The organism is Bacillus sp. EKM208B, assembly GCF_011800725.1.
Taxonomy (GTDB): Bacteria; Bacillota; Bacilli; order Bacillales; family Bacillaceae; genus Bacillus; species Bacillus velezensis.
Map to the genome: position 1 here is coordinate 43709 of NZ_JAANHO010000003.1, position 19573 is coordinate 63281.

The window sequence follows — 19573 nt, forward strand, 5'->3', positions numbered from 1 at the left end:
AGGATCGGGGAGGGGAGCTTGTTTGCGTGACGGCATGGGGAAACGGGCGGCATTCACTCTGATCCTGTGCGGAGTCCTTGTCATATTGGCTGTCAGTTCAGCCGTTTCAGTAAGTATGATGTACGTCCTGTCAGGCCAAAACAGCCGCTCTGTTCCGACGAAGGAACAAGTGACTGAACACATGAATAAAGAAATTTACAAACATACAGCGATTTACTATACGGCGGATGAAAAGCCGCTCTTGGATCTGACCAAGCTTACGCTGGACCACGCAAAGCGTATCAATCAAATCATTGTCGGCTATAAAGGTGCAGCGCCGCTTGAACTCATTTTTTTTTCGGATGAAGCTGAAATGGAGCAATATTCAGGATTGAAAAATGTAGTCGGTTTTTATTCAGAACAGGAGCAGATGATGGGGCTTTTGCCTGAAGAGAAAAAACAGCTTTTGAAAAAAGATGAGCTGGCCGTTTTCATGTATAAGCAATTGATTATACATGAATACACACACTACGCGTTTCATCAAAAAACGCGGCAATTGGGGACGGATACGTCTGTATTTCCGCTTTGGTTTCATGAGGGGCTGAGCGAGTGGGTCGCGCATTATGATGTAGTCATTGATCCGATTGCATTTTCCGTCGTGCCGTTTGATCAATTAACGACCGACCGAAAATGGCAGAAATCGCGTATGGAATATGAAACGGATGTCTATTTGCAAAGCTTCTATATGATAAAGGACTTAACCGAAACATTCGGAGAAGGCATTATCTTAACCATTATCAACAAAACCGCCGAAACACAGGATTTTGAAAAAGGCTTTGAAGCGGCTACGAAAGAAAGCCTGAAACGATTTGAACATGATTTCACAAAAGCATATGAAAAAAAGAAAACGGCATTGGAGAGTCAGGTTTCCAACGCCGTTTTTTAATCAATGGAGGTTTTGCTGCTGCTGTCCCATTTGTCCTTTAATCGGAGGCATTTGCGGCTGTCCCTGGGCCGGTGCAAATGAATTCAGCATGGTCTGCATATCTTGTGCATTGAGCTGAGGAACCTGATAATAACCGTGTTTGTTTTGGTATAAGAAGATTTCAAACGCCATTTCGACATATTGCTGAATTTGGGCGGAGAGCACTCTTCTTGTGACGGGATTGGTCATTTCAAGCGAGCTCATCGTCAAGAGAGAAGCTTGAGCTTTTATCAGGCCGAGCATATGGCCGCTGATCCCGAGATCTTTGACATCATTTAATGATTGATTCGGTTTTTTCGGCTGAGTCGGTTTTATACCGTAGACGGCCTGGTTCTGTTCCTTCATCATATATGTCGACGTTTCCTGAGAAGGCTTTTGGCCGGTCTTAAAGCATTCTGCCGTCAGATTATAGAGTCCGAGAATGAATTGATACTGGCGGTCAAGGATGTCGGCCAGCTGCTGATCCTGTATAAACTGTCTGAGCATCATAAATTGATCCAAAACGCCGACTGTTCCGGCCAGCACTTCATGCATATCGAAAAGCTCATGTCCTCCGTGATTCACTTGCGGTGAACCCGGGATCCCCTGATTTACTGGCGGCTGCTGCTGATTCTGCTGCTGTTCCACTGGTTGTTTTCCTCCTTCATGTCAAATCATCATTAAGATGTGAAAAAAGCCGATCCGTTATACATCAAGACCTATTTCGTTACGTGGGGATTATTTACTATTTTGCGCCAGCGAAGACAATCTTTACAAAAAAATGATGTGATTTTTAAGAAAATAAGCTAACGTATTTCTTAGAAGACAGGGGGGAAATGAATGAAGAAAAAAAGGGGTATGCGTCTTTCGTGCTGTTTGCTGACGGTTTGTTTTATGATGTTCAGCGTGAAAGATGCGGAAGCAATCGGACAAGCCGGATCACTGAATGAAGCTGGAACGGATAAAGCGTATAAAGAACGGCAGACTGAAGACTCGGGCCGTGTCCCGCTCAGAATCATCAGCATGAATGATCTGCACGGAAAAATTGATCAGCAATATGAGCTTGACCTTAACGGAGACGGTAAACCGGATGGCACTTTCGGGCGGATGGACTACGCCGCCGCGTACATTAAAAAGGCGAAAGCCGAGAAAGAACACGCCTTTGTCGTGCATGCGGGCGATATGATCGGGGGCAGCTCTCCCGTGTCAGCCCTTTTTCAGGATGAACCGACAGTAGAATTGATGGAAGACATCGGTTTTGATGTCGGAACTGTCGGCAATCACGAATTCGATGAAGGAACGGATGAGCTTAAACGGATCATCAATGGAGGAGATCATCCGGACGGTAAGGGGACAAGCGGTTATGACGGCCAAAATTTCCCGCTCGTCTGCGCAAACTGTAAACTGAAGTCAGGGGAGTCCTTTCTGCCGCCGTATGAAATCAAATACGTTTCCGGAATTCCGGTCGCATTTATCGGGGTTGTAACCAGATCGGCGGCAGGCATGGTCATCCCGGACGGAATTAAAAATATTACGTTTACGGATGAGGTAAAGGCCGTCAATGACGCCGCCGCTGACTTGAAGAAAAAAGGAATTAAAGCAATCGCCGTACTCGCCCATATGTCTGCTGAACAAAATGGCTCAGCAATCACTGGAGAATCCGCAAAGCTTGCAAGCGGAACAGACTCAGAGATTGATGTGATTTTCGCCGCGCACAATCATAAAGTCGTAAACGGAGAAATCAACGGCAAGCTGATTGTGCAGGCATTTGAATACGGAAAAGCAATCGGAATCGCCGATCTTGAACTTGATAAAGAGTCGAAGGATATCGTGAAAAAATCAGCGGAAATCCAATATATCGATCAAAGTAAAATCAAGCCTGACCTGGCTGCGGCAGGCATATTAAGCAAATATGAAGAGAAAGTGAAACCGATTATCAGCGAAACGGTCGGGGAAGCGGCCCATGATATAACGGGCGGGTATTCAAATGACGGCGACACGGCGCTCGGAAATCTGATTGCCGACGGTATGAAAGCGAAGATGAAATCCGATTTTGCGCTTATGAATGGGGGAGGCATCCGGGACGGCATAAAAAAAGGGCCGATCACATGGGGAGACCTTTATAATGTACAGCCGTTCGGCAATGTGCTGACGAAGCTTGAAATCAAAGGAAAAGATTTGCGGGAGATTATTAATGCGCAAATTTCTCCGGTGTACGGTCCGGATTACAGCATCAGCGGATTTTCCTATACATGGAACACGGAAACCGGACAAGCGGTTGATTTGAAAATGGCGGACGGGACAGACATACAGCCCGAAAAAGGATATACAGTAACAGTCAATCAATTTATGGCGACGGCAGCGGGGGCAAAATACGGTCCGATCGGGAAACTCGGCAAGAATCCGGTGACGGGGCCTGAGGATTTGGAAGCGACAGTAGACTATGTCAAAAGCTTTTCCGCACCGATTTCTTATCAAACCGATGGCCGCATCCGCACGGCATCAGCCGCAAAAACACCTGATGACACCGGCAATCAGCCGGGAAGCGGGGAAACACCGGGCGGCACCAGGCCTGATAAAGGAGAAAAACCTCAAGCGGAAAAACCCGCTAAAAAACCGGATGCAGCAGAACAGCCTGATCAAACCAAAAAACCTAAACGTCCTGTCGTAAAAGAAACAGCATCTGATACAGTGCAGTCAATTCCTGAATCCCGTCCGGCGTCTGCCGCAAATTCGGAACAAAGCACAAAACAGACTGAAAGCGGCACACAAAAAGGCCGCCCATTGCCTGATACTTCAGCGGGCAGCCATCAGACGGCATTGGCCGGCCTGGTGATCACGGGTGCCGGCGTATATTGGCTTTTCAGAAAGAAAAGGGGAATCCGCACACGATGAACAAACTGAAACATATTCCGCTTCTCGTCATCATCGCCGGTATCATCATCACATGTTACGGAAGCTGGAAGATCATTGATTCACATATGAAAACGAACCAATCGCTTGAAGAAGCAAAACAAGCAACAGAACCTGTCTTGGAAAAGAACGAAACAAAAAGCGCCGTGCTGGCACAGCGCAAAAAAGAATTTCACCCCGAAACGGGTGAGGCAAGCGGCATTTTAGAAATCCCTGAAATCGACGCTGAGCTCCCGATCGTCGAAGGGACTGACGCAGATGATTTAGCAAAAGGCGTCGGACATTATAAGGACAGCTATTATCCGGGCGATCACGGCCAAATTGTGTTATCCGGCCACAGGGACACGGTGTTCCGCCGGACCGGCGAACTGAAAAAAGGAGACAGACTGAACGTGATTTTGTCTTACGGCACGTTTTCTTATAAAATCAGCCGTACAAAAATCGTCAGCCGGAATGATACATCTGTCATCACCCTTCAGCACAAGCGGGAGGAACTGATCCTGACCACTTGCTATCCGTTTTCTTACATTGGAAATGCGCCGAAACGATATATTATATATGCCGACCCGGTTTAAGAAAAATACGTTTCGGTAAAATGAGCCAGATCAGCCGGCATCGGCGCCTCGGCAACGATTTCTTCTCCTGAGATCGGATGGACGACACTGACTTTTTTGGCGTGAAGCGCCTGCCTGTGAAACAGCGTCCTGCTTCCGCCGTACAGGTCATCGCCCGCCAACGGATGGCCGATGCTTGCCATATGCACCCTGATTTGATGTGTTCTCCCGGTCTCCAGTTCAAGCTCTGCCAATGTAAGCTGCGCACCGGGATGATAGCCTTTCACTTTGTAATGGGTGACGGCGGCTTGTCCGCCGGGTGAGACGCGCCGTCTGACGGAATGTGACCTGTCGCGGCCGATCGGCGAGTCAACCGTGCCTTTTTTCGGCGTGATTTTTCCTTCCGCCGCGGCGATATAGGTGCGTTTTAATGTTTTGGTTTCGAGCTGACGGTCAAGGATTGCATGGGCCAGGCGGTGTTTCGCGAAAACGACCGCGCCTGACGTGTCACGGTCAAGACGGTGAACGTGGCGCACTTTCGCCTGCTCGCCGTTAATTTGAAAATGGTAAGCGATCAGGTTGCTGAGGGTGCCGGTCTGACCCTCTTCATTTGGATGAGTCGGCATTCCCGCCGGCTTATTTGCAATCAGCATATGATTGTCCTCAAATAAAATGTCCGGCTCTCCGTATTCCGGAGTCACCGAAGAACCCGTTTTTTCCTGAAGATCAATGAATAAGCGATCTCCGGTCTTCAGTATGATATTGTTTTTCGGGGATGTCCGATTCACCTGAATGCTTTCTTGGTTCATCCATTCCGTAATTACGGGTTTTGACGCCTGGAATTCAGATTTCAGGACTGAAAACAGCCATTGTCCGGCGTGCTTTTCCGTAATCAGGAGTTCCAGACCGCGGTCATTTTGTTTCATATCATAAAGCTCCTTTTCAAGCGGAAAGCGGCTGTTTCAATAGGAAACACTTACCTTAGCTTTCGCGTTTTTTTCTATGCTATTCTTGATAAAGATTAAGGATATTCACATGGCAAGAAAGGTGATTGATGTGAGAATTGTGAACGCAGCGACTGACGGACAAGAAAGCGCGATACAAGAGCTTTCCTCTGAATTGTTTCAAAATGTCTTTCCTCTTTATTTCTCCGAACTGGAAATTCAGCGCTTTAAAAAAAGGGGCGTATTATCATTACAAAACCAACGTTACCAAGGAACTTTAAAAGAAGCGTTTCAAATTATGGCTTGTCTGCAAACGGTACATATCATGCTGTCAAAGCCGCACCCGGTATATGACGTCAAAGAGCGGGCGCTGTTTGATAAAAATTGCGCTTTGCTGAATGAATGCGGAATGAATTTTCCCTTTACCTATGATGATTTCGAGACAGGGGCCGGATCAGAAGCCTGCGGTCACAGAAGGCTGATCTGACGGGTATAAAGAGCCTTTTAACAGGCTCTTTTTTGCTTCTTTGACATGATACCACAATTTCTTTCCTCTAACTCCCTTTATAATGAGACAAATCCCCGAGCATAATAAATGTCGAAAGGGGTGCTTTACAATGAGTTCAATCAAACAATCAATGACTACCCACGTGGCTACCGTTTCTCCCAATCAAACGATTCAGGAAGCGGCTGCGCTGATGCACCAGCATAATGTCGGAGCAATTCCCGTCGTTGACGGAGGGGAATTAAAAGGAATGCTGACAGACCGTGATATCGCATTGAGAACAACGGCTCAAGGCCGCGACGGCCAAACACCTGTTTCACACGTGATGTCTTCTGCAGTTGTATCCGGAAACCCGGAAATGAGTCTTGAAGAGGCGTCACATCTGATGGCCCAACACCAAATCCGCCGCCTTCCCATTGTCGATCAAAATCATCTGGTCGGGATCGTTGCGCTTGGAGACTTAGCGGTCGATCAGCGTTCAAATGAGTCTGCGGGAGCAGCTCTTTCCAATATTTCCAGTCAAAACACACAGTAACGGATGAAGAGAGCTTGCACTCATGCAGGCTCTTCTTTCCGTCAGAATGTTACATTTTGAACGCGAAAGAAATTCACGGTATAGTGTATACATAGGTCAGTACGTTTTAGCTAAAGGAGCTGTAACCATTGATAAAAGCATTAATCTTTGATTTTGACGGGTTAATTTTAGATACAGAAACCCATGAATATGAAGTGCTGCAGGAAATGTTTGAAGAACACGGTTCAACATTGCCTTTATCCGTCTGGGGAAAGGTGATCGGAACGGCCGCGGGGTTTAAGCCGTTCGCATATTTAGAGGAGCAGCTGGGAAGAAAGCTCGATCATGATGAACTGACGGCGATCAGGCGCGGGCGCTTCGAACAGCGGATGAAGACGGAAACGGCGCGTCCCGGGGTGGAGGCTTATTTAGCCGCGGCAAAAGAATTAGGATTGAAAGTGGGGCTCGCGTCCAGCTCAGATTTTAAATGGGTATCGGGCCATCTGAAGGAATTAGGCCTGTTTGATGAATTTGAAGTGATTCAGACGGCTGACGACGTAGAAGAAGTGAAGCCGAATCCGGAGCTCTATCTGAAAGCTGCGGAACATTTAGGCGTTGAACCATCTGAATGTCTGGCCTTTGAGGATTCGGTCAACGGCTCAATCGCAGCCAAACGTGCCGGAATGAAATGTGTCATCGTCCCGAATAAGGTAACAAGCGCCCTGTTATTTGAAGAATACGATCACAGACTGGAATCGATGGCGGAAATGGAACTTGAATTACTCTTACAGCGATTGAACGATCAAAACGAACCGGCAGGGGGAAGCAGCATTGTCTGAGAAACTTGATCTGACCCGTTTTGAAAAGAAAATGGTCATACGGAATATGGAAGAGAAAGATATCAACAAAATAATTGAGCTGCAAAAGGATTGTTTTCCAGGGATGGAGCCGTGGGAGCCTGAGCATTTAATCAGCCATCTCGCGCACTTTCCGGAAGGTCAGTTTTGCGCCGAGTATGAAGGAGAAATTATCGGTTCATGCTCAAGCCTGATCATAAATTTCGATGAATATGATGACCGCCACACGTGGCAGGACATTACAGACGACGGTTATATCACGAACCACAACCCGGACGGATTGAATCTGTACGGGATTGAGGTAATGGTTCACCCGGAATACAGACGGATGAAGATCGGACACCGGCTGTATGAGGCGAGAAAAGACTTGGCGAGACGATTGAATCTGAAAAGCATCATTATCGGCGGGCGGATTCCGAATTATCATAAGTATGCGGAAGAAATGACGGCGAGAGCCTATGTCGAACAGGTGACGCGCCATCAGATTTATGATCCGGTGCTTTCTTTCCAGCTGATGAACGGATTTACGCTCATGCGGATCAATCCGAATTATCTCCCGGATGACACCGCGTCCATTAAATATGCGACATTAATGCAATGGAACAATGTCGATTACTTGCCGCAGTCGAAGCGCTATTACAAATCGGCATTTCCGGTGCGCATTTGCGTCATTCAATATGAAATGAAAAAGATTTACTCCTTCGAGGAATTTGCCAATCAGGTTGAATATTATGTCGATGTGGCTTCCGATGCGAGATCTGATTTCGCGGTGTTCCCGGAGATTTTCACGACGCAGCTCATGTCATTTCTCGAGGAGCGTTCTCCGAGTCTGGCCATTCAGAGGATTACCGAATATACCGAGGACTATATCAGCCTCTTTACAGATCTCGCGGTGAAATATAATGTCAACATCATCGGCGGCTCCCACTTCGTTGAAGAAGAGGGGAAAATTTATAACATCGCCTACTTATTCAGACGTGACGGCACGATTGAAAAACAATATAAGCTTCACATTACGCCGAATGAGCGGAAATGGTGGGGCATCAGCGCCGGAGACAGGGTGCGCGTATTTGATACGGACTGCGGAAAGATCGCCATTCAGATCTGTTACGATATCGAATTTCCGGAGCTTGCGAGAATTGCCGCGGATCAAGGAGCGAAAATTATCTTTACGCCGTTCTGCACTGAAGACCGCCAAGGCTACTTGCGCGTAAGATACTGCTCTCAGGCGAGAGCGGTTGAAAACCAAATTTACACCGTCATCTCAGGTACGGTCGGAAACCTTCCGCAAACAGAAAATATGGATATTCAATACGCGCAGTCAGCCATTTTTGCTCCGTCTGATTTTGAATTCGCCAGAGACGGAATCGTCGGTGAAACGAATCCGAATATCGAAATGGTCGTGATCGGGGACGTGGACCTTGAAATCTTAAGAAGGCAGCGTGAAAACGGAACCGTGCGCCAGCTGAAAGACCGGCGCAAAGATATTTACCGGATTACGCACCTGAAATAAAAAAACGCCCGCTCCGCTTAAGGGGCGGGTTTTTTATAAAAACACTTGCGCCGGCCCCGGTTTCGGGATATGCTCTTGTAGCCCTTTCGCTTTCTGGGAGAAAGCGTTTTTTTAATTGCCGCCGCTTTATTGACTCGCCCATGCCGCGCCTTTATATTCTTATTAAGAGGAAAACTTCACCAAGAGAATCGGCGTCAGAAGCCGGGCAGCTTTCGATACAGTGCAATGATATTGAAAGGGAGATGAGCGGTGTGGAACATGTACAAAAAAATCAGTCACTCAAACAAAAGGATAAAGAGCTGATTTGGCACGCAATGAAAGGGGCGGAGCCGGATGACAGCATAATCGTCCAAAAAGGGGAAGGCGCCTGGGTTACGGACATTGACGGCAGACGGTATTTGGACGGCATGTCAGGCCTGTGGTGCGTCAATATCGGATACGGGAGAAAGGAGCTTGCCGATGCGGCTTACAGCCAATTGAAGGAGCTTCCTTATTATCCGCTGACCCAAAGCCATCAACCCGCGATTGAGCTTGCGGAAAAACTGAATGAATGGCTCGGCGGCGATTATGTGATCTTCTTTTCCAACAGCGGATCGGAAGCAAATGAAACCGCGTTCAAAATTGCCCGCCAATACCACATTGAAAACGGCGATCACAGCCGCTTCAAATTCATCTCCCGGTACAGAGGCTATCACGGCAATACGATGGGGGCGCTCGCCGCTACCGGCCAGGCGCAGAGAAAATATAAATATGAGCCGCTCTCACAAGGGTTTTTGCATGCGGCGCCGCCTGATCTTTATCGGAATCCCGGAGATGCCGTCACATTGGAAAGCGCGCATGAAATCGACCGGATCATGACGTGGGAGTTAAGCGAAACGATTGCCGGCGTTATTATGGAACCGATTATTACAGGGGGAGGGATACTGATGCCTCCGGACGGGTATATGGCAAAGGTAGAGGACATTTGCCGCCGCCACGGCGCGCTTCTGATCAGTGATGAAGTCATTTGCGGTTTCGACCGCACGGGAGAGCCGTTCGGATTTCAGCATTACGGCGTTTCACCGGACATCGTCACAATGGCAAAAGGCATTACGAGCGCTTACCTGCCGCTGTCGGCAACGGCAGTAAAACGGGAGATTTTTGAGGCGTATTCGGGCGGTGAGCCGTACGGCCGCTTCCGGCACGTGAATACATTCGGAGGCAATCCGGCAGCCTGCGCCCTGGCCTTGAAAAACCTGCAATTGATGGAGGACGAAAATCTGATCGCCCGCTCCCGTGAGCTTGGAGAAAGGCTGCTCCGTGAGCTTGAGCCGCTCAGAGAACATCCGGCGGTCGGAGATGTACGGGGCAAGGGCCTTCTTGCCGGCATTGAGCTCGTCAAGGACAAAGTCACGAAGGAACCCGCTGATGCCGCCCTTGTGCAGCACGTCATCACCGCCTGCAGAGAAAAAGGCCTGCTTGTCGGGAAAAATGGCGATACTGTAGCGGGATATAATAATGTCATTCAGCTGTCTCCGCCTTTTTGCCTGTCGGACGAGGAGCTCTCTTTCATCATTTCGACCGTCAAGGAAAGCGTGCTGAGCATTGATTTTTAATGTAAAGGAGTAAAACATGAGTTTTCACAACCAGCAGATTCTACCGGCAATCCGGAACATGAAGCAATTCGATGCATTTTTAGAAAGTCCGTTCTTATACGGCGTCATTTTAGATATCCACCTCGGTCAATTAAAAGGTGTCGTGAATGAAGCAAAAAAACACGGAAAACTTCTGATGGTTCACGTCGATTTAATTCACGGCATTAAGCATGACGAATACGGTGCGGAGTTTATTTGTCAGGATATCCGGCCCGCGGGCATCATTTCGACGAGATCATCAGTCATCGTCAAAGCGAAACAAAAGAAAATATACGCGATCCAGCGTCTGTTTCTCTTGGATACGAGCGCCATGGAGAAAAGCATGGAATTCGTCGGAAAGCATAAGCCTGACTTTATCGAGGTTCTCCCGGGCATCGTTCCGACTTTAATCAGAGAAATTAAAGAAATGACGGGGATTCCGATTTTTGCCGGCGGCTTCATCCGCACGGAGCAGGACGTTGAAAACGCCTTGCAGGCAGGAGCCACAGCCGTGACGACTTCAGACACCGAACTATGGGCTAAATATGAACATTCTATGACAAAAAAAGATTGACACCGCTTACACCCATTGTTACAATAGACCTAGGTTAATACTATGTGATGGAGACCCGGAGACCCACAACAGCTCTTTACGGAAGCAATAAAGCGTAAAGCGGTTTGTTGTGGGTTTTTTATTCTCTATAACTCTGTCAAACCTGCTATTTTGTCATTTAGGAGGAATGATGATGACAGCATTTTGGGGAGAAGTAATCGGTACAATGCTGCTTGTTATTTTCGGCGGCGGCGTTTGTGCGGGAGTCAATTTAAAGAAATCGCTTTCATACCAATCCGGATGGATTGTTATTGTATTCGGCTGGGGATTGGGAGTAGCCATGGCGGCATATGCCGTCGGCAGTATCAGCGGCGCCCACTTGAATCCGGCTTTAACGATAGGCCTTGCGCTTGAAGGCAGCTTTCCTTGGAAAGAGGTCCCTGTTTATATTGCGGGGCAGATGATCGGAGCAATGATCGGTGCGGTTGTTGTGTACCTTCATTATCTGCCGCATTGGAAGGCGACGGATGATCCGGCCGCTAAACTGGGCGTTTTCTCGACCGGCCCGAGTATTCCTCATACATTTGGGAATATGATAAGTGAAGTCATTGGTACGTTTGTGCTTGTGCTCGGCATTTTGGCAATCGGAGCGAATGAATTTACAAAAGGGCTGAACCCGCTGATTGTCGGATTCCTCATCGTTGCCATCGGGATTTCTCTTGGAGGGACGACCGGATATGCGATCAACCCTGCGCGGGATTTGGGGCCGAGAATCGCTCACGCCTTTCTGCCGATTCCGAAAAAAGGGCCGTCAAATTGGAAATATGCCTGGATTCCCGTAGTCGGTCCGATCATGGGCGGTGCGTTCGGCGGCGTATTTTACAATGCCGCGTTTAAAGGAAATGTGACACCTAGCTTTTGGTTTGTAAGCGTTATAATGGTTGTAGTGCTTTTCATACTCTATATTTATACCAAGAAATCTCAATCACGGAAAATATTATCAAATTCTGAATATATTTAAAAAGGAGAGCGGCATCATGGAGACCTATATTTTATCAATTGACCAAGGCACAACAAGTTCAAGAGCGATTCTTTTTAATAAAGAAGGAAAAATCGTGCATTCCGCTCAAAAGGAATTCACACAGCATTTCCCTCAGCCGGGCTGGGTGGAGCACAATGCGAACGAAATCTGGGGATCGGTGCTCGCCGTTATCGCGACTGTGATCTCCGAGTCCGGAATCAGCGCTGATCAAATTGCCGGCATCGGCATCACGAACCAAAGGGAAACGACGGTCGTATGGGATAAAGATACCGGAAAGCCGGTATACAATGCGATTGTGTGGCAATCGAGACAAACATCCGGCATTTGCGAAGAGCTTCGTGAAAAAGGATATAATGATACATTCAGAGAAAAAACGGGACTTTTGATCGACCCTTATTTCTCAGGAACGAAAGTCAAATGGATTCTTGACAATGTAGAAGGCGCGCGGGAAAAAGCGGAAAACGGAAATCTTCTGTTCGGAACGATTGATTCATGGCTCATCTGGAAAATGTCCGGAGGGGCGGCGCACGTAACGGATTATTCCAACGCTTCAAGAACGCTGATGTTTAATATTCATGAATTAAAATGGGATGACGAGCTGCTTGATATTTTAGGCGTGCCGAAATCAATGCTGCCGGAAGTGAAACCGTCTTCTCATGTGTACGCGAAAACGGTTGATTATCATTTCTTCGGTAAAAACATTCCGATTGCGGGAGCGGCCGGAGACCAGCAGTCAGCGCTGTTCGGCCAGGCGTGCTTTGAAGAAGGCATGGGGAAAAACACATACGGCACAGGCTGCTTTATGCTGATGAATACCGGAGAAAAAGCCATCACTTCTGATCACGGCCTTCTGACGACAATTGCCTGGGGATTAGACGGAAAAGTCGAGTATGCACTGGAAGGAAGCATCTTTGTCGCAGGTTCTGCCATCCAATGGCTGAGAGACGGCATGCGGATGTTCCAGGATTCAAAAGAAAGCGAGACATACGCAGAGCGTGTGGATTCCGCTGACGGTGTTTATGTCGTGCCCGCTTTCGTCGGATTAGGCACACCGTACTGGGACAGTGACGTGCGCGGCTCAGTTTTCGGCCTGACACGCGGAACGACGAAGGAGCATTTTATCCGGGCCACGCTTGAATCTCTCGCTTATCAGGCGAAAGATGTGCTTGATGCTATGGAGGCTGATTCAGGCATCTCTTTAAAAACATTGCGTGTAGACGGCGGAGCGGTAAAAAATAACTTCCTCATGCAGTTCCAAAGCGACTTGCTTGATGTGCCGGTCGAACGTCCGGAAATTAATGAAACGACGGCGCTCGGTGCCGCGTATTTGGCCGGAATCGCTGTCGGATACTGGAAGGACAGCACTGAAATCGCCGATCAGTGGAACCTTGATAAGCAATTCAAACCGGAAATGGAAGATGAAAAACGCGATGAATTGTACGGCGGATGGAAAAAAGCAGTAAATGCAGCTATGGCTTTTAAATAAGATAAAAATGTGGTATACTGAAAACAAGTTAATAGGAACGGTCCTGAGATGAGGAGAGACCACAGCACCAAAGTGATGACATGCGCTTTGGCTGTTGTGGTCTCTTTTTCTATACCGTGACAACAAGGAGGAAACGTAATGATGAATCACCAATTTTCAAGTTTGGAACGGGATCATATGCTGGAAGACATGACTAAAAAAACATACGATCTGTTTATTATAGGCGGAGGTATTACGGGTGCCGGTACGGCGCTTGACGCAGCTTCAAGGGGAATGAAAGTCGCTTTGAGCGAAATGCAGGATTTCGCGGCCGGCACATCAAGCCGATCCACAAAGCTTGTCCACGGCGGTTTGCGTTATCTGAAGCAATTTGAAGTCAAAATGGTTGCAGAAGTCGGTAAGGAACGTGCCATCGTGTACGAAAACGGCCCGCACGTCACGACGCCGGAATGGATGCTGCTGCCGTTTCATAAAGGCGGCACGTTCGGTTCATTCTCTACTTCCATCGGCCTGCGTGTGTATGACTATTTAGCGGGAGTAAAAAAATCAGAGCGCAGAAGCATGCTGTCTGCTAAAGAAACGCTGCAAAAAGAGCCGCTCGTCAAAAAAGACGGCTTAAAAGGCGGAGGCTATTATGTAGAGTACCGGACGGACGATGCGAGACTGACGATTGAAGTCATGAAAGAAGCCGTTAAATTCGGTGCGGAGCCTGTCAACTATTCTAAAGTGAAAGAACTGCTTTATGAAAAAGGAAAAGTTGTCGGCGTTTTAATTGAGGATCTGCTGTCAGGCAAGGAATACAAAGTTTACGCCAAAAAAATCGTCAATGCGACAGGTCCGTGGGTCGACGAGCTGAGAGAAAAAGACCACAGTAAAAGCGGAAAACATCTTCAGCACACAAAAGGGGTCCATCTCGTATTCGACCAATCCGTATTCCCGCTTAAACAGGCGGTGTACTTTGATACGCCGGACGGCCGGATGGTGTTCGCCATTCCGCGTGAAGGAAAAACATACGTGGGTACGACCGATACGGTTTACAAACAAAAACTTGAGCATCCGCGCATGACGGTGCAGGATCGCGATTATGTCGTCAGCTCCATCAATTATATGTTCCCGGAACTGAACATTACGGCGGACGATATTGAATCAAGCTGGGCCGGCCTCAGACCGCTTATTCACGAAGAAGGGAAAGACCCGTCTGAGATCTCCCGTAAAGATGAAATCTGGACATCTCAATCAGGCCTGATTACGATCGCCGGAGGAAAACTGACGGGCTACCGTAAAATGGCTGAGCACATTGTCGATCTTGTCCGCGACCGCTTGAAAGAAGAGGGCGGCCAGGACTTCGGCGGCTGCAAGACGAAGACGATGCCGATTTCCGGCGGACATGTCGGCGGCTCTAAAAACTTCGAGTCATTTGTGGAAGCAAAGACAAAAGACGGCTTGAAAATCGGTTTATCACAGGAAACCGCTAAGCAGTTAGCCATCAGATACGGCTCTAACGTTGAAAATGTATTCAGCCGGATTGAAGGTCTGAAAGACGAAGCGGAAAAACGCCAGATTCCGGTTCACATTCTGGCTGAAGCGGCTTACAGCATCGAAGAAGAAATGGCTGCGACACCTGCCGATTTCTTCGTCCGCAGAACGGGAAGACTGTTCTTCGACATCAAATGGGTGCAAACGTATAAAACGGCCGTGATTGATTACATGAGCGACCGATTCCAATGGAATGACGAAACGAAAGAAAAACACACTGAGTGGTTAAATACGCTGCTGCACGACGCGGTTGTTCCGCTCGAACAATAATAACCGGAGGGCTGTGCCGAAAAGGCATGAGCCCTTCTTTTATCTTCTTACATAAAGCATTTGGTTAGGTTATCAAGTGACACGGGCAGCCGATTCATATTAAAATATGGTCATAAGCTGAAATTATAGGAGGACGAACATGAGTTGGAGTAAGAGCTACGAACGCTGGAATCAGGCCGAACAATTAGATTCAGAATTGAAAAAATTATTGGCGGACGCAGAAGGAAACGAGCAGCTGCTGGAAGATTTTTTCTACAAAAATCTTGAGTTCGGAACAGGAGGCATGAGAGGAGAAATCGGGCCGGGTACGAACAGGATGAATATTTACACGGTCCGCAAAGCATCCGCCGGACTTGCGGCGTATATCGAAAAACAGGGAGAAGACGCGAAAAAAAGAGGGGTTGCGATCGCATACGACTCCCGTCATAAATCTCCTGAGTTTGCGATGGAAGCTGCAAAAACCCTTGCTTCCCAAGGCATTCAAACATACGTATTTGATGAGCTCCGCCCGACGCCTGAGCTGTCTTTTGCGGTGAGAAAGCTGAACGCTTATGCCGGTATCGTCGTGACGGCCAGCCATAACCCGCCTGAATATAACGGATATAAAGTGTATGGCGATGACGGCGCACAGCTGCCGCCGAAAGAAGCGGACATCGTCATTGCGGAAGTGAATGCCATAGAAAATGAATTAACGATTCAAGTTGAAGATGAACAGTCGCTGAAAGAAAAAGGTTTGATTAAAATAATCGGTGAAGAAATTGATAAACCGTATACTGAAAAACTGACTTCCATCTCCGTACATCCCGAGCTTTCGGATGAAGTGGATGTCAGCGTCGTGTTCACTCCGCTGCACGGCACGGCAAATAAACCGGTGCGCCGCGGTCTTGAAGCACTCGGTTACAAAAACGTCACCGTCGTAAAGGAGCAAGAGCTGCCGGACCCGGATTTTTCAACCGTCAAATCGCCGAATCCGGAAGAGCACGCGGCATTCGAATATGCCATTAAACTCGGAGAAGAACAAAATGCCGATATTCTCGTCGCTACGGACCCGGATGCCGACCGTCTCGGCATTGCCGTAAAAAACAGCGAAGGCAAGTACACAGTGCTGACGGGAAACCAGACAGGCGCGCTTTTATTGCATTACCTGCTTTCCGAGAAGAAAAAACAGGGCACCCTTCCTGAAAACGGTGTCGTCATGAAAACGATTGTCACGAGCGAATTGGGCCGCGCCGTCGCTTCATCGTTCGGGTTAGATACGATTGACACGCTGACAGGCTTCAAATTTATCGGTGAAAAGATCAAAGAATATGAAAAAACAGGCCAATACACGTTCCAGTTCGGGTATGAAGAAAGCTACGGCTACTTAATCGGCGATTTCGCGCGTGACAAAGACGCGATCCAGGCTGCGCTGTTAGCCGTCGAGGTATGCGCCTTTTATAAAAAGCAGGGCATGTCGCTTTATGACGCGCTGCTGTCCATTTTTAAAGAATACGGTTATTATCGTGAAGGCTTGAAGTCATTGACGTTAAAAGGAAAACAGGGAGCAGAGCAGATTTCCGCTATCCTGACTTCCTTCCGAAACGATCCGCCGAAGCAGATGGCCGGAAAACAAATCACACAGGCTGAGGACTATTCAACGGGAAAACGGACTGTATTTGCCGATCATCGTGAAGAAGATATTGATCTTCCGAAGTCAAATGTCCTGAAATATTTCCTTGAAGACGGCTCTTGGTTCTGCCTTCGTCCATCAGGAACGGAGCCGAAAGTGAAGTTCTATTTCGCCGTGAAGGGAACTTCTTTACAAGACAGCGAACAGCGTCTTGCCGCATTATCTGAAGCCGTCATGAAAACGGTGGATGGCATAGTGGAAAAAACGAAATAAACAACAAACCGCCGGAAGCGACATCCGGCGGTTTTTTTATACGCCTCATCCGAAAGTATGAGGAAAATTCATGCTGAAAACAAAGGAATATACAGAAAAGAATTGATATAATATGGATAATTCTGATTGGCCGGAGTGAGGGAAATTGACGAAAACGACGGTAGAAACGTTAAAAACGTTAAAAGCGATTGCGGAAACCTTAAACCAAAGCCACGATTTAAAGGAAGCGCTTGATAAAGTGCTCCGCGAACTGCTCAGCTTGACCGGGCTGCAGACAGGGTGGATTTTTCTGATTGAGCCGGACGGGTCTTATACGCTCGCCGCATCCGCTTATTTACCGCCGGCTCTCGGTCAGCGGGAAAATGCACTCATGTGCAGCGGGGAATGCTATTGTCTGACCAAATTCAGCAATGGCGGATTGACAAAAGCCGTAAACATAATGAATTGTAAACGGATTGAATTTGCGGAACAGACGACGAACTGCCGCGATACGGAGGGCATTACCCATCATGCGACCGTACCGCTTGAGGACGGCGGCCGGAAGTTCGGTTTATTAAACGTCGCCGCAAGTGAAAAGACATTTTTCAACGAAGAAGAACTGCATCTGCTTGAAGCGGTTGCATTTCAAATCGGAACGGCGATTCAGCGGATGAAATTGGCCGAATTTGAGCAGCAGAACGCCCTGTTGATGGAACGAAGCAGACTTGCGCAAGAGCTGCATGATTCCGTCAATCAGATGCTGTTTTCTGTCAGCTTAACGGCAAAAGCCGCAAAGAGCTTTACAGATGATGATCGGCTCCGGCAGATGATTACGTTTATTCAAGAGCTGTCTCAGGATGCGCTAACAGAAATGAGGGCGCTTATTTGGCAGCTGAAGCCGGAAAGTTTGACGAAAGGGCTGTATGCGTCGATCAAAAGCTATGCCGCTCTCATCGGCCTGGAAGCCGTTTGTGAAATGGAGGATGAGCTGGAGCTTACAGATGAACAGGAACACGCGCTTTGGCGGATCGCCCAGGAAGCCTTGAATAACTGTAAAAAGCATGCGGGAACGGACCGGGTTATCATTTCTGCCGTTAAAAAGCCGGATTGCGCTGAGCTTCACATCAGCGACCGTGGAGCGGGCTTCAGCGCTGATGCGCACGCTGTGCTCCCATCGCTCGGCGTGGCCCGCGGGCTGAAGCGATCGGAGGCCGCTTTACACTGCAATCCGAGCTTGGCGCCGGAACGATTGTCTCCGTTCGGCTTCCGTTTCGGGATAGGAGGTCTGATTGATGAAAATTGTGATTGCTGATGATCATCACGTTGTCCGCAAAGGACTGCGCTATTTCTTTGCCACTCAGGAAGACATTGAAGTTGCCGGTGAGGCATCCACCGGTGCTGAAGCGCTTCAGCAAGCTGAAAAGACGGAGCCGGACATCATTCTGATGGATTTATCAATGCCTGATATGGACGGCATAGAAGCGGCAAAAATTGCGGCTGAACGATTTCCGGACATCAGTATCGTCGTTTTGACGAGCTATTCTGATCAGGAGCATGTCATTCCCGCTCTTAAAGCCGGCGCAAAAGCATATCAGCTGAAAGACGCTCAGCCCGATGACTTAGTGAAAACGCTCCGGGAAGTGTATTCCGGACGTTACCGGCTGTCGGCGGATATTGTGCCTCACGTGCTGACCCATATGGTTCAGGATGATCAGGATAAGGAAAAATATTATCAGCTGACCCCCCGTGAAAAAGATGTTCTTCAAGAAATAGCCAAAGGGAAAAGCAATAAGGAAATTGCGGCGGCACTGTGTATTTCTGAAAAAACAGTGAAGACCCACGTATCCAACCTGCTGTCAAAGCTGAATCTTTCCGATCGGACGCAGGCGGCATTGTATGCGGTAAAATATAATGTTTTTGGAAAGGCGGTAAAATTATGAGCATATTAGTGATCAGCGGAACACCGAGAAAAAACGGGCGGACTAGAATTGCCGCTTCTTATATCAGAGATCGGTTTCATACCGATTTTATTGATTTGAGCGAAAGTGAACTGCCGCTTTATAACGGTGAAGAAGAACAGAACGAGCTGCCTTCAGTGCAAGCGTTAAGGCGGCAGGTGAAAAAGTCGGCGGCCGTCGTCTTATTATCTCCCGAGTATCACAGCGGCATGAGCGGCGCTTTAAAAAACGCCATCGATTTTTTAAGCAGCGATCACTGGGCATACAAACCGGTGGCAATCATTGCCGCGGCGGGCGGAGGAAAAGGAGGCATGAACGCGCTGGCGAATATGCGGACGGTCATGCGGGGCGTCTATGCAAATGTCATCCCGAAACAGCTGGTCTTAGACCCGATTCACATCGACATGGATCGCCGGACCGTATCTGAGGATATGGCGGTCAGCCTGAAAGACATGATTGAAGAATTGAATATGTTCACAAACACAAGAAATCCCGGCGTCTGACGCCGGGA

Annotated in this window: 17 protein-coding genes and 1 pseudogene; 16 read left to right on the forward strand and 2 right to left on the reverse strand. The window is 48.1% G+C overall.

What is annotated here, in order from left to right; genetic code table 11:
- The first annotated feature begins 22 nt into the window (after positions 1-22).
- Positions 23-925, forward strand: coding sequence for a hypothetical protein (locus tag G9F75_RS05625; RefSeq protein WP_025649518.1), 903 nt, complete (start codon positions 23-25; stop codon positions 923-925).
- On the opposite strand, the gene G9F75_RS05630 is transcribed toward G9F75_RS05625, so the two are convergent.
- Complete coding sequence (locus G9F75_RS05630; RefSeq protein WP_007610275.1) at positions 926-1591, reverse strand: spore coat protein; 666 nt, start codon at positions 1589-1591, stop codon at positions 926-928. It lies immediately after the preceding gene.
- Between the two features lie 192 nt (positions 1592-1783).
- Between G9F75_RS05630 and G9F75_RS05635 the strand changes: the two genes are divergently transcribed.
- Complete coding sequence (locus G9F75_RS05635) at positions 1784-3838, forward strand: bifunctional metallophosphatase/5'-nucleotidase (protein ID WP_167408963.1); 2055 nt, start codon at positions 1784-1786, stop codon at positions 3836-3838.
- Positions 3835-4431 (forward strand): class D sortase, encoded by a 597-nt coding sequence (locus tag G9F75_RS05640; RefSeq protein WP_167408964.1) that lies wholly within the window; start codon positions 3835-3837, stop codon positions 4429-4431. Before G9F75_RS05635 ends, G9F75_RS05640 begins: the two co-directional genes overlap by 4 nt.
- On the opposite strand, the gene G9F75_RS05645 is transcribed toward G9F75_RS05640, so the two are convergent.
- The gene (locus G9F75_RS05645) at positions 4428-5336 is read right to left on the reverse strand and encodes an RluA family pseudouridine synthase (RefSeq protein WP_014417281.1); all 909 of its coding nucleotides are present in this window, start codon (positions 5334-5336) and stop codon (positions 4428-4430) included. The genes G9F75_RS05640 and G9F75_RS05645 overlap by 4 nt on opposite strands.
- A gap of 109 nt (positions 5337-5445) precedes the next feature.
- Here G9F75_RS05645 and G9F75_RS05650 point away from each other — a divergent pair, with 109 nt between their 5' ends.
- From G9F75_RS05650 to G9F75_RS05710, 13 genes and pseudogenes are all read left to right on the forward strand, one after another.
- Positions 5446-5841 (forward strand): DUF5365 family protein, encoded by a 396-nt coding sequence (locus G9F75_RS05650; RefSeq protein ID WP_007408448.1) that lies wholly within the window; start codon positions 5446-5448, stop codon positions 5839-5841.
- Positions 5842-5971: 130 nt separating this feature from the next.
- Complete coding sequence (locus tag G9F75_RS05655) at positions 5972-6394, forward strand: CBS domain-containing protein (RefSeq protein ID WP_007408449.1); 423 nt, start codon at positions 5972-5974, stop codon at positions 6392-6394.
- Between the two features lie 128 nt (positions 6395-6522).
- Complete coding sequence (locus G9F75_RS05660) at positions 6523-7212, forward strand: HAD family hydrolase (protein WP_003155347.1); 690 nt, start codon at positions 6523-6525, stop codon at positions 7210-7212.
- Complete coding sequence (locus tag G9F75_RS05665; RefSeq protein WP_007408451.1) at positions 7205-8743, forward strand: bifunctional GNAT family N-acetyltransferase/carbon-nitrogen hydrolase family protein; 1539 nt, start codon at positions 7205-7207, stop codon at positions 8741-8743. Before G9F75_RS05660 ends, G9F75_RS05665 begins: the two co-directional genes overlap by 8 nt.
- Before the next feature lie 242 nt (positions 8744-8985).
- Complete coding sequence (locus tag G9F75_RS05670) at positions 8986-10338, forward strand: aspartate aminotransferase family protein (RefSeq protein WP_167408965.1); 1353 nt, start codon at positions 8986-8988, stop codon at positions 10336-10338.
- Positions 10339-10354: 16 nt separating this feature from the next.
- Complete coding sequence (locus G9F75_RS05675; protein ID WP_007610287.1) at positions 10355-10930, forward strand: glycerol-3-phosphate responsive antiterminator; 576 nt, start codon at positions 10355-10357, stop codon at positions 10928-10930.
- A 172-nt stretch (positions 10931-11102) separates the two neighbouring features.
- Entirely contained in the window at positions 11103-11930 is an 828-nt protein-coding gene (locus tag G9F75_RS05680; protein WP_021494903.1) for an MIP/aquaporin family protein, read from the forward strand.
- Between the two features lie 16 nt (positions 11931-11946).
- Positions 11947-13437 carry a glycerol kinase GlpK gene (glpK, locus tag G9F75_RS05685; RefSeq protein ID WP_007610291.1) on the forward strand — a complete coding sequence of 497 codons (1491 nt, stop codon included), beginning with the start codon at positions 11947-11949 and terminating at the stop codon, positions 13435-13437.
- A 138-nt stretch (positions 13438-13575) separates the two neighbouring features.
- The gene (gene glpD / locus G9F75_RS05690) at positions 13576-15243 is read left to right on the forward strand and encodes a glycerol-3-phosphate dehydrogenase (RefSeq protein WP_003155341.1); all 1668 of its coding nucleotides are present in this window, start codon (positions 13576-13578) and stop codon (positions 15241-15243) included.
- Positions 15244-15382: 139 nt separating this feature from the next.
- Positions 15383-17125: a phospho-sugar mutase gene (locus G9F75_RS05695; RefSeq protein ID WP_021494906.1), complete on the forward strand. Its 1743-nt coding sequence runs from the start codon at positions 15383-15385 to the stop codon at positions 17123-17125.
- 145 nt (positions 17126-17270) lie between these two features.
- Positions 17271-18397: pseudogene (locus G9F75_RS05700) on the forward strand (GAF domain-containing sensor histidine kinase).
- Positions 18397-19044 (forward strand): response regulator, encoded by a 648-nt coding sequence (locus tag G9F75_RS05705; protein ID WP_128496532.1) that lies wholly within the window; start codon positions 18397-18399, stop codon positions 19042-19044. Before G9F75_RS05700 ends, G9F75_RS05705 begins: the two are co-directional and overlap by 1 nt.
- A complete protein-coding gene (locus G9F75_RS05710; protein ID WP_167408966.1) occupies positions 19041-19565 on the forward strand; it encodes an NADPH-dependent FMN reductase in 525 nt (174 codons plus the stop codon). The genes G9F75_RS05705 and G9F75_RS05710 overlap by 4 nt, the downstream gene beginning before the upstream one ends.
- Positions 19566-19573: the final 8 nt, after the last annotated feature.

What these genes read in the sequence shown, in the direction of transcription:
- G9F75_RS05635 (WP_167408963.1), top strand. Translation starts at nt 1,784, where the DNA reads ATGAAGAAAAAAAGGGGTATGCGTCTTTCGTGCTGTTTGCTGACGGTT.
- G9F75_RS05640 (WP_167408964.1), top strand. Translation starts at nt 3,835, where the DNA reads ATGAACAAACTGAAACATATTCCGCTTCTCGTCATCATCGCCGGTATC.
- G9F75_RS05645 (WP_014417281.1), bottom strand. Translation starts at nt 5,336, where the DNA reads ATGAAACAAAATGACCGCGGTCTGGAACTCCTGATTACGGAAAAGCAC.
- G9F75_RS05650 (WP_007408448.1), top strand. Translation starts at nt 5,446, where the DNA reads ATGGCAAGAAAGGTGATTGATGTGAGAATTGTGAACGCAGCGACTGAC.
- G9F75_RS05655 (WP_007408449.1), top strand. Translation starts at nt 5,972, where the DNA reads ATGAGTTCAATCAAACAATCAATGACTACCCACGTGGCTACCGTTTCT.
- G9F75_RS05670 (WP_167408965.1), top strand. Translation starts at nt 8,986, where the DNA reads ATGAGCGGTGTGGAACATGTACAAAAAAATCAGTCACTCAAACAAAAG.
- G9F75_RS05675 (WP_007610287.1), top strand. Translation starts at nt 10,355, where the DNA reads ATGAGTTTTCACAACCAGCAGATTCTACCGGCAATCCGGAACATGAAG.
- G9F75_RS05680 (WP_021494903.1), top strand. Translation starts at nt 11,103, where the DNA reads ATGACAGCATTTTGGGGAGAAGTAATCGGTACAATGCTGCTTGTTATT.
- glpK (WP_007610291.1), top strand. Translation starts at nt 11,947, where the DNA reads ATGGAGACCTATATTTTATCAATTGACCAAGGCACAACAAGTTCAAGA.
- glpD (WP_003155341.1), top strand. Translation starts at nt 13,576, where the DNA reads ATGATGAATCACCAATTTTCAAGTTTGGAACGGGATCATATGCTGGAA.
- G9F75_RS05695 (WP_021494906.1), top strand. Translation starts at nt 15,383, where the DNA reads ATGAGTTGGAGTAAGAGCTACGAACGCTGGAATCAGGCCGAACAATTA.
- G9F75_RS05705 (WP_128496532.1), top strand. Translation starts at nt 18,397, where the DNA reads ATGAAAATTGTGATTGCTGATGATCATCACGTTGTCCGCAAAGGACTG.
- G9F75_RS05710 (WP_167408966.1), top strand. Translation starts at nt 19,041, where the DNA reads ATGAGCATATTAGTGATCAGCGGAACACCGAGAAAAAACGGGCGGACT.